The following is a 14558-nucleotide window of genomic DNA, read 5'->3' as shown; positions in this document are numbered from 1 at the left end:
ATCCTGGTCTCATATTTGTGTGATTTTAATTTGCAGATGTTACTGTTATGTCCATTGTAGCCGAAGCGATCTTTATCCTGCTATCCTTCTGTATGTCTTCAAGAATTAAACGACTCAGTTTATCGTGAAGATTCCTTCTCTCTCCTGCATAGGTCAGGTATCTGATGTTAAGTTCTATCCAGTTATCAGTCATTGTCAGGTATATTGCGGGTCCTTTCATGCCATCGGAAAGGTAGTATTTCTTATTCAGCTCCGACCTTTGTTCCTGTGCTGCTATTGTCAGATCTCTGGTCTCTTCCCTGACAATGTTCATTATTCTTTTATTGGCGTCTTTCCAGTCACTGTCATATGTGATAGGAAGACGGATCTCATCCCAGATGAAAGGATTATCTTTTGTGTAATTATTGATATGGCTGTTGAGGATAAAACCGTTGGGGACGGTTGTTATTCGTCCAGTGGGCTGATCAGCGTTCACCCATTCCTGCAATTCGAACAGTGTTGTGTTCAAAATACCGATGTCTATTATATCTCCGAATTTGGAGTTTACCTCGATTCTGTCACCGACTCTGTAAGTCCCGGACACAAGGATTATCAGCCCTCCCATGAAATTCTTGAAAAAATCCTGCAGGGCAACGGTTATTCCGGCAGCTACCAGCCCGTATGATACAAGAAGCACCTGCGGATCAGCAATCCATATACGGATCAGCGCCAGTATGAGAACTATAACATAAAGAATAGAGACGATCTTACTTATCTCGTAGCGTGTTTTTGAATCGCTAATCGTTTTGATCACAGCACGTTCCAGAATGATCTTGAAAAAGAAATGAATTATAGTTAACCAGAGAAGTGTGGAATATATCTGTTGCGGATATGGGATCTGGTATATCGAAGCTGCGAACCAGGAGAATATAGTAAGTGCCAGGAAGATAAAAACAATTATGACTTGTTTCATCATTATTTTGAATGATGGATTACGATAAATACTTTTTTTGGTTATAATTCTATGTATAATTATCGAACACAATGCAATAATTAAAAATGCCAATACTGTAAGAATGATTTCACAGATCGTTTAATTATTTATGCATTAAAACTTAAAAACGCGGGAAAGAAATTGGTGATGATATGGTATTGTTGCCATATCATCCCGTTAAAGATCACAGGACCTGATACAAGTGATCAGTATCTTTTTGGTGGTCTGTGGTTCTGGAAACATTCCCTGCAGTAAACAGGTCTGTCGCCGGATGGGAGAAACGGTACTTCAGTTTCCTGGTTGCAGTCTGCACATATTGCTTTGTGCATCTCTCTGGGGCCTCTTGGCTTATATCCGCCACCGCCGCCTCTACCTCTGCCACCTTCTCCTCCTTCACGGTTGCCTCTCGGACCGCTTGGCCTGAAGCCACCGTTTCTGCCGTTGCCGCCTCTTCTATCGTCTCTCATATTTGATTTCCTTTGCTTGTTTATGTATCTGTTCCCGATTTAACCGGGTTCGAAAATTGCCGCATGACTCGTTCAATTTGATCTAAACCTGCTCTCCAATCCTGTACCTGGCACAACGAAACAGATCTTTGAGGCAACAACAGAGTTATTCCTCTGGAAAAACATTAACTTGTGACACATGAACGGACTTAATTGAGACTGGGACATTTATCCTGGAATCTATACGATCAATTTTCTTTGCTCACAATTAACCTGGAAGAAATAGCTAAAAGGGTAACCCCTTCTTCACTCCTCAATTAAGTTAACCGTAAAATTCCCTATGCTTTTTTGGTATAAATCCCTTGCTGTCACAAAGTCAGAAACGATATACTGCAGGGGATAATGGCTGCTTTTGATGTTATCACTTTTTCAATACCAATGACCTTGCCTTTAAGTTGAGATCGACAGAAAGAAAAGGTTAAAAACGATTGATTCGCATACAAGCTTAACAAGCTGATAATTAATGATCAGTTGAAAGGACTTTCCGATTATGACAAACAAAAAAGAGATACCTGTAATTGCTATCATGAGACCTGAGATTCACATCCGGGATTCTGTGGAACTTGCGCGCTCAATGGGCTTTGAGCCCCTTGCTGTTCCTATGGTGGTACTGAATAACATGAAGGACGGGAGATTTGACAGTTTTTTTACAAGGGTCATGAAGGGGGAGACCGACTATGTGATTTTTGACAGTGCCAGTGGAATCGATTTCACGTTACGCAAGGTTCCTCATTCTATAAGGCCTCAGTTCATCGAAGCACTGAACAGGCTATCCGTGGTAGCGAATTCACCAGGGACAAAACAAGCACTTGAAGAAACCGGTGTGAAAGTAGAAGGGGTGCCTTCCCATTACAGCTCCGAAGGGCTTATCGATTACCTGCGTGACAATGTAGAAGGAGCTGTCGTGGACATCGCCCGGGGTTATGCCTGCTCATCAATGCTCATCGAAGGTCTGCGGGACTTCGGAGCCACTGTCTTTGAGACTATTGTGTACAATCTCATAGATCCGGACGGTGATGAACAGAAAGAACTAATCGAATCCGCAATGAAAGGAAATATCGATGTTTTCGCCTTCACTAACTGCGTCATTGTTAACAATTTCTTTGATCATGCTAAAAGGCTTGGTTATGACAAAGATATTCCCAAAGTCCTGAACAACTCTATAGTTGCTTCGATGGGCGAAGGGACTGCACATGCACTCAGACTGCATCGGGTAAAATCCGGAGTTATACCGGATAACTTCACTTTTGAGGAGTTGTTGAGGGCATCTATGCAGGCTTATACAGATGCTAAGGGCCATCTCTGAATTATCTTTTACCTTTTTTCATATGCATTTGAAATAACTTGGCACATATTGTCAACAACTGCCACAGCTATCAACCAGGAACATCAAGGTTCTAAGAAACATCATCCATGTGCCTTTCATTCTTTTACTGATACTTCCTTTCTGATCCTTTGTGGTTTTTAAGGATTCTTTCTACACTTCCACAAATATTTGTCTGGTAGCAGATTTTTACTATACAGCATTTCAGTAGATCTCTATTTCCATTATTCAGGCGTATGATGGCAACATACCTACATGTTGATAAACCTCTTATAGTATTGTTCTAATCTTTTCTTAGAATCATGTTTTAAAGATATTACATTCACAGGTGCAGAAAGGATACTATATGATACAGGATTTCAAAGAAACGTTCCAAGAGGTGGTCCAGGCGGTATTACCGTTAACAATATCAGTGCTCCTGATCATGCTGGTCATTGGCCTGAACTCTGGTATGATCTTCTCTTTCTTCACAGGAGCTTTACTGGTAATAACAGGAATGGTTTTTTTCCTTATGGGAGTTAAACTGGGAATGCTGCCCATCGGTGAGTCTATCGGTTCCGAGCTTCCGAAACATAACTCTTTGGTGTTCATTGTGGGGGTAGCCTTTATACTTTCTTTCATGGCTACAATTGCCGAACCTGATGTACGGGTGCTGAGCTCGATGATCGATTCCGTATCTGAGAATAGTATTTCCCGTGACGTACTGATACTCTCAATTGCCTTTGGAGTAGGATTTTTCGTATCTGTCTCCATGCTCAGGATAGTTTACGGAGTGCCTATAAAGTACCTTCTGACCGTAGGATATCTGGTTGTCATCATACTGTCCTTTGTAACAAAACCCGAGTATCTTGCGATAGCCTATGATGCCGGGGGTGTGACCACAGGACCAATGACAGTACCTGTTATCCTTGCGCTTGGCATAGGTGTCGTGTCGGTCCTTGGAGAGAAGTCGGGACTGTCCGAAGGTTTCGGGCTCATCGGTCTGGCTTCCATAGGTCCGATAATAAGCGTGATGCTTATGGGAGTGCTTGCACCATGAGTAGTGTGGAACACAGCCAGAACCTGCTGGCGATCGTTCTTGAGGTTACGGAAGCATTGCTGCCTCTTGTGATATTTTTTGTTATATTCCAGATCCTGTATCTGAAATTTCCCTCTTCCCAGCTTGTAAAGCTCTCTCTGGGTATATCCATGACAGCAATAGGGATGATATTATTCCTGTATGGTGTTTACAATGGTTTTTTTCCAGTGGGGCTGGAAATAGGTATATTTTTCGGGAAAATAGAACACAAATGGATACTGATGCCAGTTGGCTTTGTCCTTGGTTTCCTGGCCACCTATGCAGAACCTGCTGTGAGAGTGTTGTGCTATCAGATAGAGAAATCTTCCAGCGGATACATAAGGACAAAGCTAATGCTGTACACTTTGTCCATAAGCGTTGCAACTTTTGTAGCAATAGCAATGGCAAAACTTGTTTACGGGATTCCTTTCCTTTACATAATAATACCGGGCTACCTGTTTGCCATTATACTGATGTGGTTCTCTGATAAGGATTTCATAGCGATTGCCTTTGATTCAGGAGGAGTGGCTACAGGACCTATGGCCGTGACTTTTCTCATGTCTATGGCCGTTGGTGTTGCTTCGTCCCAGGAGGGAAGGGACCCTGTTATTGATGGGTTCGGCATGATAGCTTTGATAGCACTGGCACCTATCATCTTTGTACTGATCTTAGGCGTATATATGCGATATATAGGAGGTAAGGATAATGTATAATGAATATGAGCTTGCACTGATCGTGACAATAGTTAAAAAAGGGTGGGGTGATGAAGTGGTAAAAGCATCCCAAAAAGCAGGTGCAAAGGGGGGAACAATAGTTCTCGGACGCGGTACGGGTGTACATGAGGACAAACGTCTTTTTGGCATGCTGATCGAGCCTGAAAAGGAAATAGTGCTCACGATAACCGAATCTGCAAATGCGGATGCCATGGTGGAGGCTATCAGCAAGGATGTGGGTCTGGACAAACCTGGTTGCGGGCTTGGATTTGTAGTCTCGCTCGAAAAAGTATTTGGTACTGCCCATATTCTTTGCGAACTGCACCAGCATTGTGACCTCTACGACACCGGGGAAAGTGACAGATCCTAGGTCTCGGCATCAGATGCCGGAGGCCGATCCGGTATTAACATTGTACGGAATAAAGGATTTGAGAGTATCATTCCAGAAATGTATGTTTATGCTGAAAAGGCTTTTAGATAAAAATAGACTCAATAATCATTAAGTGGTTAAAAATGGATCTTACACTGTTCACTGACATTGAGATAATCTTCGGACTATCCATACTTATACTGCTGGTGTTCCACAGGATACGTCTATCTCCTGTTCTTGGCTTCCTTGTCACGGGAATCATAGCAGGCCCTCATGTGCTTGGTATTATCAATGAGGTAGAACAGGTAGAGATGCTTGCAGAAATAGGAATAATCCTGCTTCTGTTCACAATAGGGGTTGAGATGTCCATCAAGGAACTATGGGACATCAAAAGGCTAGTGCTGGTGGGCGGAGGCCTGCAGGTAGTGATCACTACAGGACTGGTCTATTACATTTCGCTTTTTATGGGTTACACCTCCAGTACTGCTCTTTTCCTTGGATTTCTGGTATCCCTTAGCAGTACTGCCATTGTGCTCAAACTGCTTCAGGAAAAGGGGGAGATGTACACTCCCTACGGTAAGATCTCACTTGGCATACTGATCTTCCAGGACATTGTCATTGTTCCTATGATACTGCTGACCCCCATCCTGGCAGGCGTGCCATCGGAGTCGGGTGACAGTGCTGCCACCTTCCTGCTCAGAGGGATTGGGATCATGCTGTTTGTAATCGTCAGTGCAAGGTGGATAATGCCTGCATTGCTTTTCAGGATCGCTAAGACCCGGAACAGGGAACTTTTCCTTCTGACGATCTTGTTCACGGTATTTGGAACAGCATGGCTTACTGCCGAAGCAGGATTGTCACTGGCCCTTGGGGCTTTTCTGGCAGGTCTGATCATCTCGGAGTCTGAGTACAGTCATCAGGCGATCGGTAATATGATGCCTTTCAAGGACGTCTTCATCAGTTTCTTCTTTGTATCCATAGGAATGCTGATGGATGTCACTTTCTTCCTGGATAACATCACCGTCCTGCTTGCACTGGCAGCTGTTGTCATCTTCCTGAAATCGGTTACATCCGGACTTGTTACATTCATACTGGGGTACCCTCTTAGAACCACGATCATAACGGGGCTGACACTGTCTCAGGTTGGAGAGTTCTCATTCATCCTTTCCAGTTTCGGACGGGAGTACGGCTTGCTTGATGGTGGCCTGTACCAGACTTTCCTTGCTGTCTCGATTGTCACAATGGCCGCTACTCCTTTTGTGATGACCTCCTCGCATGACCTCTCACGTAAGATACTGAACAGGATAAAGAATCCTATATTTATCAATGGTCTGTACTCAAAGAGCATGGCTCCTGCGGAAGAAGATAAGGAGCTGCACGATCATCTCATTATAATAGGTTACGGCTTCAACGGAAAAACAGTCTCCAATGCTGCAAAGACTGCTGGAATACCTTATGTGATCATAGAGACAAATCCTGAGACCGTGCGCCAGGAAAGAAAGCAGGGAGAAAGGATATACTATGGGGATGCAACGCATGAAGTGGTACTTGATTCCGCTAACATAAAGTCTGCCAGGGTACTCGTGGTCGGTATCTCGGACTTCATTGCCACCAGATCAATAATAGATGTTGCAAAAAGGATGAATCCCAGGATATATATCATTGCAAGGACGCGATATATGAATGAGATAGGGAATCTCAGTCAGCTGGGTGCCGACGAGGTGATTCCTGAGGAATACGAGACATCGGTGGAGATATTCAGCCGTCTTCTTAAAAAGTACCTCGTACCCGAAGAGGATATTTACGCATTCACAAAAGAGATACGTGCAAACGGCTATTCCATGTTGAGGCAGCATTCCATTGAAAGCAAAAAGGATGTATTCAGCCTGAAAGATGACCTGCCAGGGGTGGATATCACCTCTTTTAAAATCAAAGAGGATTGTATTCTCCATGGAAGCACCCTCAAGGATGTAGATCTCAGGAACCTGCATGGTGCGACAGTACTGGCCATCCGCAGAAACGGGGAGATTATAGAGAATCCGGCAGGTGATACACAACTGTTGTCCGGGGATATGCTTATCGTGCTCGGGAAACCGGAGAGACTGTGCCAGTTAAGAAGATATATGGGAGGGGACACAGAGGCAGGTTCTTATGATGGTTGTCCCGTATGACCTGACAAAAACCTTTCCTCATGGCAAATCACTCCATTTAAGCGGAGTAGAACCGAAGTAGAACTGTAATTATTATGTCACCTGACAGACCCGGCAACTCAGTCTTTATTGACTATGTATGACTTTTTAAAATGACTACACTTTTATGTGTTAAAGGTGTTAGACATCTGAGGTGTGTGACTTCTTTTTAAACCACCCCCAAACCCCCACTCTTTAAATCACACACCTCAGTTCTTTTCCTTACGGACGCTTCTTTGAAATATTTACTTCCAAACCTTGCCGAAATATACGTCCGGACAGACATTCCGGTGATGGGTATATAGTTCCATATACAATTAGTATATTCAAAACAGGTGCAACAAAAAGCGGTGTGATTAGCCTGTGAGGTAATTACTGCACTGTCTTTGCAACATGGCCGCGTAACCGGTAACAGAGATGTAATTATCTGCAGTTGATCCTTATAACCGATAGTCTGTTCAAACACCTGTCAGGGTTCAACCTTTGAAGCAGGAGTCTCCTTCCGTAAGGTGGGAGAGGAATGCGTCTAATATTCACATAAAAGTTATTTATACTAACTGTGTGAATATGGTATTGTATGTTTCTAACTAAAACTGTTATTTTGAAAATAGCAAATCCGGATAACGATTTAGTTGAAACTATGCAGAAATATTCTGATGGAATGAATTATACATCTAAGGTTCTTTTCGATAATGGTAAGCCAATGGGAGCTATGAAATTACAAAAATTGGTTTATCCTTATCTCCGTGAGAATTTAGAACTAAAATCTCAGATGAGTTGTAACATACCCCGACAGGTTGCAGGATGTTACAAAACTTTGAAAAAGAACAAAGCTAAGTGGCAACGAGTGGAATTTAGCCCTACGTCCATGACATTTTCTTACAAACGAGATTTTACTATCGATAGAGACACTGTAAAAATAACAACAATTAACGGCAGAAAACCGTATTCTATTCTGAATTATGATTATGCAGCACAATATTTTGATGGTTCATGGGAATATCAGGCTTCTAAAGTTGTATTACACAATGACGGAGAATACTATTTCCATTTATCCATTGAAAAAGAGATTCCAGACAAAGAAATAACAGATGCTTCTACATTCATGGGAGTAGATGTTGGAATTAATTATTTGGCTGTTACATCGACCACTGATAAGAAATGTAAGTTCTTTGCAGGTGGTGAAATCAAAAATCTTCGTAATCATTACAAGTCCATGCGAGCACGTTTACAATCGAAGGGAACTTTATCGGCAAAACGTATGCTAAAATATATTTCTGGTAAAGAGAAACGTCTTATGCGAGATGTAAACCACAAAATCTCAAAAGAGATAGTAAAGTTCGCACTTGAAAATGATATCTCCGTGATAGGTTTAGAGGATTTGACAGGTATCCGAAATACTACTGTAAGTAAAGTTTCCAAAAAGAATAGACACACTCACAGTAGTTGGGCTTACCGACAACTCCAAACATTTATCGAATACAAGGCAAGGGGAGTAGGTATACTCACCCACTATGTAGACCCTGCTTTTACTTCACAGACCTGTATCAGATGCAATCACATATCTAAAAATAATCGTAATAGACTTAATTTTAGATGTAAAAAATGTGGTTATGAGAACAATGCAGACCTAAACGGAGCAATGAACATAGAACATAAAACAAGAGATTTCAGGTATATCTTGGAATCTCAGGGGTACTTGTCAGCTACCCAGACGAATGCTTAATTGACATTCAAGCCCCTTCCGTAAGGGAGGGGTAGTTGGCATAAAAGCAGTATAACGCGCCAGCTAACCTGGAAAAAATGTCAAAGGTCTCATTCATATAATCATATTTGGAAACAATTGTATTCAGAGACCTGAATCTCAATTGTTTACTTGTGTAAGCTCATCTCAGGTTCTTCGTGCTTCCAGATATGCCAGTCTTCCACAAGTTCTTCCCGGGGAAGGTCCTTCATAAATGCAGGCAGAATACCCAGGGTCTCACGTATATCTTTTATAGTCTCTTCATATTCTCCCATAAGATAACCCCGATGTAATATTCTCTTTAACTTTTATAAGTGTAATGGTAGTGAGAAGTTCAGTGGTTTTTAATCCTGAAAACCAGGGTATGTTCTGTGACATCCACCGGGAACAGGAAACCATGATCAGTACAGAATATTATGAATGTTGATCGTGTTTGCAGGGTATTGAAAAACAGATAAGGTAGCATTACCCGGCATACGGATGAAGGCAAAGTCAACGCTTACGACTGACGGGGTGTAGGGGTAGAGAAATGCCACTGCTTTATAGGTGACTTCTGTATACAGGCAGCCGGTGTCTGCCTGCCGGATTCTGTGTCCTGTGTAGTCCTTTTATTTTTTCCTTTGGCCGGTCAGCCTGATACATCCTCGCACAGGTTCCTGTAACAACGGTCTATGAGTTCGGGGCTGGCTTCCATATCTACTATCCGGAAGTCAAAGAGCTTTGCGAACTCTTCTACCATCGAGTCGAACTCCTTCTCATAGTACAGGCCGGTATCAAGTCTGACGACATTCTTGTAGCCCACATGATCAAAAACGAACTTTGAGAGCTTTATATTGTCAGGATCGGGTGTCATCCCGGCCGAGACCATCATCTCCCACCAATTGGCTGCCCACATCGGAGTCGTCAACTACCACCCTATGGATAGGGTGATTTGTCCTTCTATGTTCCATTTAACAGGACAGAGGACGATGGGGTAGTTGACAGATACCCCTGGATGATATATTATTGGAAGCGTTAATATCGGCGTTTTCAGCATGCCCGCAATTGACACAGAGAAACTCTGATTGACTTTTTCTGTTCTTTTTGTCAATGTGTCCACACATTGAGCATTCTCTTGATGTGTTTTTTGGGTCTACTTCAAATACTGGAATACCTGCGAGAGTAGCTTTGTATTTGAGGAAATTTCCCAATTCATTGAAAGCCCATTTGCCCATAGCTGTTCTTACTGTCTTGTTAACCGTGCTGTTGGTTCTAATGCCCTTAAGATTTTCAATGGCAATAGCCCTGTTTGTGTCTTTTGCAGTTTGAACGATCGATTTAGCTATGCAGTGATTGATATCTTTTTTAAAACGTCTTTCTTTACCACTTATTTTCTTGAGATGCCTTTTAGCAGAGCGGGTTCCTACGCTTTGAAGTTTTGCTTTGAGATTTGAGTAGCGTTGTCTTACTTCCGTGCATTTCTTCCCGGAGAATACTTCACCATCTGAGGTTGTAGCTATGTTAACTATTCCCATGTCTACTCCTATGATTCCTTGAGGGTCTATTGGGTCTGCATCAGGAACGTCCACAACTACCATGAGATAGAAGATATTGTTATGGTAGATGAGGTCTGCCTGTCCTCTTACTCTTTGCATGTTGAGTTGACGATATTCTCCGTATTTTATAGTAATACGTTCTCTACCTCCAAGGGTCAGGATTGAGATTTCATCGGTTGACTTGAAGGTTAATATTCTCTGGTCATAGACTACTGCACCATGTTTTTTGAATCCATGTTGACAAGTTTTGTCTATTTTGTAGGATTCTGCTACTTTACCCACTGCTCTAACTACCATTTGAGAAGAAAGGTTGAATTTATCCCTTATTTCGTAGTATGCGAGTTTGTGGATTGCTACTTTTCCGAAAGTGTGATTGGTCCATGCAATGTTAGAAATATAGTTACATGCTTCATTGAAGCGTTCCATAGTTTCCAATAAGGACCTATGCTGATATTGATCAGGATATAATTTCACTTTCATAGTTAGAAGCATACATAGAACATATGCATCTATACCATATATATTTTATGTTAGGAATTGAAGCATTCCTCCACCGTTTGAAAACGGTGGTCTTCTTACTCAAACGTGATAAACAATTATCGTGCCTTCTAAAAAAATTGTATACGGAGAACCCCGGAATGCCTAAGTTTTTAACCGGAAAGGATATCTTAGATACGGGATTGCATTTACGATTCCCGGGTGAATATTAATGAGCTATATGTTTCTTGCCCTGGCGATATTTTTTGAGATATGCGGAACTACGTGTATGAAACTTTCCGAAGGTTTTACGAAGATAGTTCCATCCGTACTTATATTTGTGTTCTATGGCATTAGTTTCATAGCATTCACAATAGCCCTGAAAAGGCTGGATGTAAGCGTTGCCTATGCCATTTGGGCCGGGCTTGGGGTAGCACTTATTTCGATCATAGGTATTGCAGTGTTCAATGAGTCGATCACTTCTTTGAAAGTACTGTCTCTCATATTCATAATGATAGGAGTTGTCGGCCTGAACCTTACCGGTAATATCCAATGATACTCTCCGGGGGAGCATAAAATGCATAACTGAAAAAAATGTAATCTTATACTATGGACGCAGATCTGCAACTTGTTCTATACATGATATTGCTTCTGGCTGTGGGATTTGTACTCGCAGGTATACTTATAGTCCTTATCTATTTCATCTGAGCCGGAAGGGAAAAGAAGGTTCTGTTCTTCAGATCTTCAGCATGCTCTTCCTGAACATCCCATACTCATCAAAACCTCTGTACATCAGTATCAGTATGGCCAGCACTACATTCATCACGGTGGTCACATAGATCGCCACCATGATAGCTATCTGGTATTCAATAGCAACCAGGGGACTGGATCCGCCGAGGATCTGGCCCGTCATCATGCCGGGCAGGAATACTATGCCTATGGTCGCCATGTTCGCAAGCGTTGGCTTGAGTGCGTTCCTGAGGCTCTTTTTCACATATGGCATAAGAGCTTCGTGTTTCTCAGCTCCGAGGGAAAGTCTGGAAAGGTACCTGTTCTCGTTCCTCTGTATCTGGTCACAGAAGTCGTTGATGCCGACAATATTTGCCCGGAGGGAGTTGCCGAGCACCATGCCGCCTATGGGTATGAAGTACCTGGCATCAAATACATCTTCAAGGTCTATTATGAGAGTGTTGAAGTATAGCAGCATCCCAACATTGGTTATTGTGAAAGAGATGATCAGCGGAGCGATCAGTGACTGCAGTTTGAGTTCGGCATTCTTCAGAACAGTGTGTGATGCCACTATCACCATTACCATTACCCAGGTGATGTTCAGGATCACATTGTTCAGGTCAAAGACAAATGTCAGGAAAAAACCCACAAGGGCCAGCTGGATTGTCATCCGGAAGGCACTTTGCAGGGTTGAACCGATCAATTGCAGTTTAAAGTAATAGCTCACAAGGATCGGGATGAGCAGGAGTATGAAACAGAACAGCATTCCCGGCAGGGATATATCACTGGCCGGCATGCTTGCCCACCTTTGTTTTCGAGACTACCTCTGCAAAATCGATGATCCTTACACCTTCACGTTCCCACTCCGGATCGTGGGATATAACAAGGACCGTCCATTCAGGGCGTGCCAGGAAAAAGTCCACGACCTTTTCCTTTAAAGCCGCATCAAGATCGGATGTGATCTCATCAAGCAGGAATATGTCCTTTTTTGTCATCAGGGAAATGATTATGGCAATACGTTGCTTCTCTCCTCCGGAGAGGTTCTCGAACTTCTTGGTAAGAACATCCTCCTGCAATGAGAACCCTAAAAGCAGAGCGCCAAGATCATCACGGCTGAACTTGCCACGGTTGGCACTATAGGAAAAAACCTCCCCGAACAACGCCATTACAGGACCTTCGCCGATATCACTGTCCTGTGAGATATGTGCAGTCCTTTTCCTGACCTCCCAGAACAGATCAGGATCAGCCCTCCTTCCCTCAAAATATATCCCCCCCGATGAAGGCCTGGTAAAACCCAGGATCAGCCTGAAGACAGTGGTCTTGCCAATCCCGGATCTCCCCCTGATGAGCACTTTTTCTCCCCTGTCCACGGATATATGGAGATCTGAGAAGATCAGCTTGTCCCCGGTTTCATCCTTTACAGTAACAGAGACTCTCTCCATCCTGATAATTTCCATCCGTTTTCCACCCTCATACAACTTTCAAGCAGCCAGTAAATTACCTGCCAGCTAATTAAGATTACCTCTGCCTGACACAAATATACCATAGTATGGGTGAACTACCACCCATTAAAATGGGAGGCTTCCTGCTTCATTCTCCTGACCACTGCCAGTAAGTCCACAAGCTCTTCCCGTAGTTCCTACGGTGCTAAATTCCTATTAAGTTCTGCTTATCTAAAGCAAACTTTTTGATATTAATAGCGGCATTAATATCTCTGTCATGATTGGTTTCACATTCAGGACATTTCCATTCCCTAACTGCTAATGTTAGTTTTCCATTGTGGAATCCACATACACTACATATTTTGGTAGATGGCTCAAATTGCCCTATGCGAAGTATTGTTTTTCCATACCATTCGGCTTTATATTCGAGTTTTGTTACGAAAGAACTCCATGATGCATCTGCTATACTTTGTGCAAGACAATGATTTTTCAACATACCGCTAACATTCAATGTTTCCAATGCTACCGCTTGATTCTCGCTTATGAGCTTAGAGGATACTTTGTGTTGAAAATCATGTCTCTGATTCCTTATTTTCTCATGAAGTTCTGATACTGCAAGTCTGGCTTTTACTTTGTTCTTTGAACCTTTTTGCTTCCTTGATAATCTTCTTTGAAGAACTGCAAGACGCTTTATTGAATTTTTAAGATGTTTAGGATTCTTTATTTTCTCACCATTGGATAGAACAGCAAAATCTTTAATCCCCACATCAATACCAACAGTCACTTTTTCGTTAAAAATTGATTTGACAGGTAATTCCTGTTCATCATCCACAAGGATACTGATATAGAATTTTCCAGTTGGCGTTTTGGATACGGTAGCGGTCTTTTCAATTCCTGTATATCTACGATGTAGTTTTGTATTTACCCACCCAATTTTAGGAAGTCTTACTTTATTAGCATCAAAATCTACCTTATAGTATTGAGGAACAGAAAACGATTGTACAGGATTCTTTTTGGATTTGAATTTTGGAAAACCTTTTTTCTCTCTAAAAAATCTTGTAAAAGCATTATCCAGATTTAGTGTAGCTCCACGCAATGATTGAGAATTAACATCTTTCAACCATTCTTTATCTTCATACAGTTCTGGAATCATTTTATTTAACGAAAACCTTGAGATTGACTTTCCATCCTGTTCATAAGTCTTAATTTTCTGTTCTAAAGCCCAATTATAGATTACCCTAACACATCCGAAATGCTGAAAGAACTTCTCTTCCTGCTCTTTTGTAGGATACATTCTATATTTGTAAGCTTTTAACATACAATTCACTATATCATTTGCCGCAATATATAGTTTACGTCAAGTTAAACAAAATAGTTGTTTTGGAGAATAGACATAATTCATCCACCTGTTCCATTTCATAGAAATGGAACTCCCATTAAATCTTAGATTTAATGCGAGTTTGAAAACGGTGGTCTTCTTACTCCAACGTGATAAAATA

Annotated in this window: 15 protein-coding genes; 7 read left to right on the top strand and 8 right to left on the bottom strand. The window is 42.0% G+C overall.

Features of this window, described 5'->3' with window-relative positions; all coding sequences use genetic code 11:
* Nucleotides 1-25: 25 nt before the first annotated feature.
* Nucleotides 26-955 (bottom strand): mechanosensitive ion channel family protein, encoded by a 930-nt coding sequence (locus tag CUN85_RS03830; RefSeq protein WP_235856177.1) that lies wholly within the window; start codon nucleotides 953-955, stop codon nucleotides 26-28.
* 224 nt (nucleotides 956-1179) lie between these two features.
* Nucleotides 1180-1440: a CxxC-x17-CxxC domain-containing protein gene (locus CUN85_RS03825; RefSeq protein ID WP_135389010.1), complete on the bottom strand. Its 261-nt coding sequence runs from the start codon at nucleotides 1438-1440 to the stop codon at nucleotides 1180-1182.
* Nucleotides 1441-1969: 529 nt separating this feature from the next.
* On the opposite strand from CUN85_RS03825, the gene CUN85_RS03820 reads away from it, so the two are divergent.
* The 6 genes from CUN85_RS03820 to CUN85_RS03795 all read left to right on the top strand — a co-directional run bounded on the left by CUN85_RS03820 (nucleotide 1970) and on the right by CUN85_RS03795 (nucleotide 8858).
* Nucleotides 1970-2785, top strand: a complete 816-nt coding sequence (locus tag CUN85_RS03820) for a uroporphyrinogen-III synthase (protein ID WP_135389009.1) — start codon at nucleotides 1970-1972, stop codon at nucleotides 2783-2785.
* A 364-nt stretch (nucleotides 2786-3149) separates the two neighbouring features.
* The gene (locus tag CUN85_RS03815; RefSeq protein WP_135389008.1) at nucleotides 3150-3842 is read left to right on the top strand and encodes a DUF1538 domain-containing protein; all 693 of its coding nucleotides are present in this window, start codon (nucleotides 3150-3152) and stop codon (nucleotides 3840-3842) included.
* Complete coding sequence (locus CUN85_RS03810; RefSeq protein ID WP_135389007.1) at nucleotides 3839-4573, top strand: DUF1538 domain-containing protein; 735 nt, start codon at nucleotides 3839-3841, stop codon at nucleotides 4571-4573. The genes CUN85_RS03815 and CUN85_RS03810 overlap by 4 nt, the downstream gene beginning before the upstream one ends.
* Nucleotides 4566-4943: a P-II family nitrogen regulator gene (locus tag CUN85_RS03805; RefSeq protein WP_135389006.1), complete on the top strand. Its 378-nt coding sequence runs from the start codon at nucleotides 4566-4568 to the stop codon at nucleotides 4941-4943. The genes CUN85_RS03810 and CUN85_RS03805 overlap by 8 nt, the downstream gene beginning before the upstream one ends.
* 143 nt (nucleotides 4944-5086) lie before the next feature.
* The gene (locus tag CUN85_RS03800; protein WP_135389005.1) at nucleotides 5087-7114 is read left to right on the top strand and encodes a cation:proton antiporter domain-containing protein; all 2028 of its coding nucleotides are present in this window, start codon (nucleotides 5087-5089) and stop codon (nucleotides 7112-7114) included.
* A gap of 595 nt (nucleotides 7115-7709) precedes the next feature.
* Nucleotides 7710-8858, top strand: coding sequence for an RNA-guided endonuclease InsQ/TnpB family protein (locus CUN85_RS03795; RefSeq protein ID WP_135389004.1), 1149 nt, complete (start codon nucleotides 7710-7712; stop codon nucleotides 8856-8858).
* A 146-nt stretch (nucleotides 8859-9004) separates the two neighbouring features.
* Here the strand turns inward: CUN85_RS03795 and CUN85_RS12930 are convergent, their stop codons facing one another.
* From CUN85_RS12930 to CUN85_RS03785, 3 genes are all read right to left on the bottom strand, one after another.
* Nucleotides 9005-9151, bottom strand: coding sequence for a hypothetical protein (locus CUN85_RS12930; protein WP_167848778.1), 147 nt, complete (start codon nucleotides 9149-9151; stop codon nucleotides 9005-9007).
* 353 nt (nucleotides 9152-9504) lie between these two features.
* Entirely contained in the window at nucleotides 9505-9771 is a 267-nt protein-coding gene (locus CUN85_RS03790) for a DUF1638 domain-containing protein (RefSeq protein WP_135389128.1), read from the bottom strand.
* A gap of 55 nt (nucleotides 9772-9826) precedes the next feature.
* A complete protein-coding gene (locus CUN85_RS03785; RefSeq protein ID WP_135389003.1) occupies nucleotides 9827-10903 on the bottom strand; it encodes an RNA-guided endonuclease InsQ/TnpB family protein in 1077 nt (358 codons plus the stop codon).
* A 217-nt stretch (nucleotides 10904-11120) separates the two neighbouring features.
* Between CUN85_RS03785 and CUN85_RS03780 the strand changes: the two genes are divergently transcribed.
* The gene (locus tag CUN85_RS03780; protein ID WP_135389002.1) at nucleotides 11121-11444 is read left to right on the top strand and encodes a DMT family transporter; all 324 of its coding nucleotides are present in this window, start codon (nucleotides 11121-11123) and stop codon (nucleotides 11442-11444) included.
* Between the two features lie 180 nt (nucleotides 11445-11624).
* Here CUN85_RS03780 and CUN85_RS03775 read toward each other — a convergent pair whose 3' ends face one another.
* From CUN85_RS03775 to tnpB, 3 genes are all read right to left on the bottom strand, one after another.
* Nucleotides 11625-12413, bottom strand: a complete 789-nt coding sequence (locus tag CUN85_RS03775; RefSeq protein WP_135389001.1) for an ABC transporter permease — start codon at nucleotides 12411-12413, stop codon at nucleotides 11625-11627.
* On the bottom strand, nucleotides 12400-13074 hold the full coding sequence (locus CUN85_RS03770) for an ABC transporter ATP-binding protein (RefSeq protein ID WP_135389000.1): 675 nt from the start codon (nucleotides 13072-13074) through the stop codon (nucleotides 12400-12402). The genes CUN85_RS03775 and CUN85_RS03770 overlap by 14 nt, the downstream gene beginning before the upstream one ends.
* Before the next feature lie 190 nt (nucleotides 13075-13264).
* Entirely contained in the window at nucleotides 13265-14377 is a 1113-nt protein-coding gene (tnpB, locus tag CUN85_RS03765) for an IS200/IS605 family element RNA-guided endonuclease TnpB (protein WP_135388999.1), read from the bottom strand.
* Nucleotides 14378-14558: the final 181 nt, after the last annotated feature.

The organism is Methanolobus halotolerans (assembly GCF_004745425.1).
Lineage (GTDB): Archaea > Halobacteriota > Methanosarcinia > Methanosarcinales > Methanosarcinaceae > Methanolobus > Methanolobus halotolerans.
Note: the sequence above shows the minus strand (reverse complement) of the source record. Positions and strands in the feature narration are given on the sequence as shown.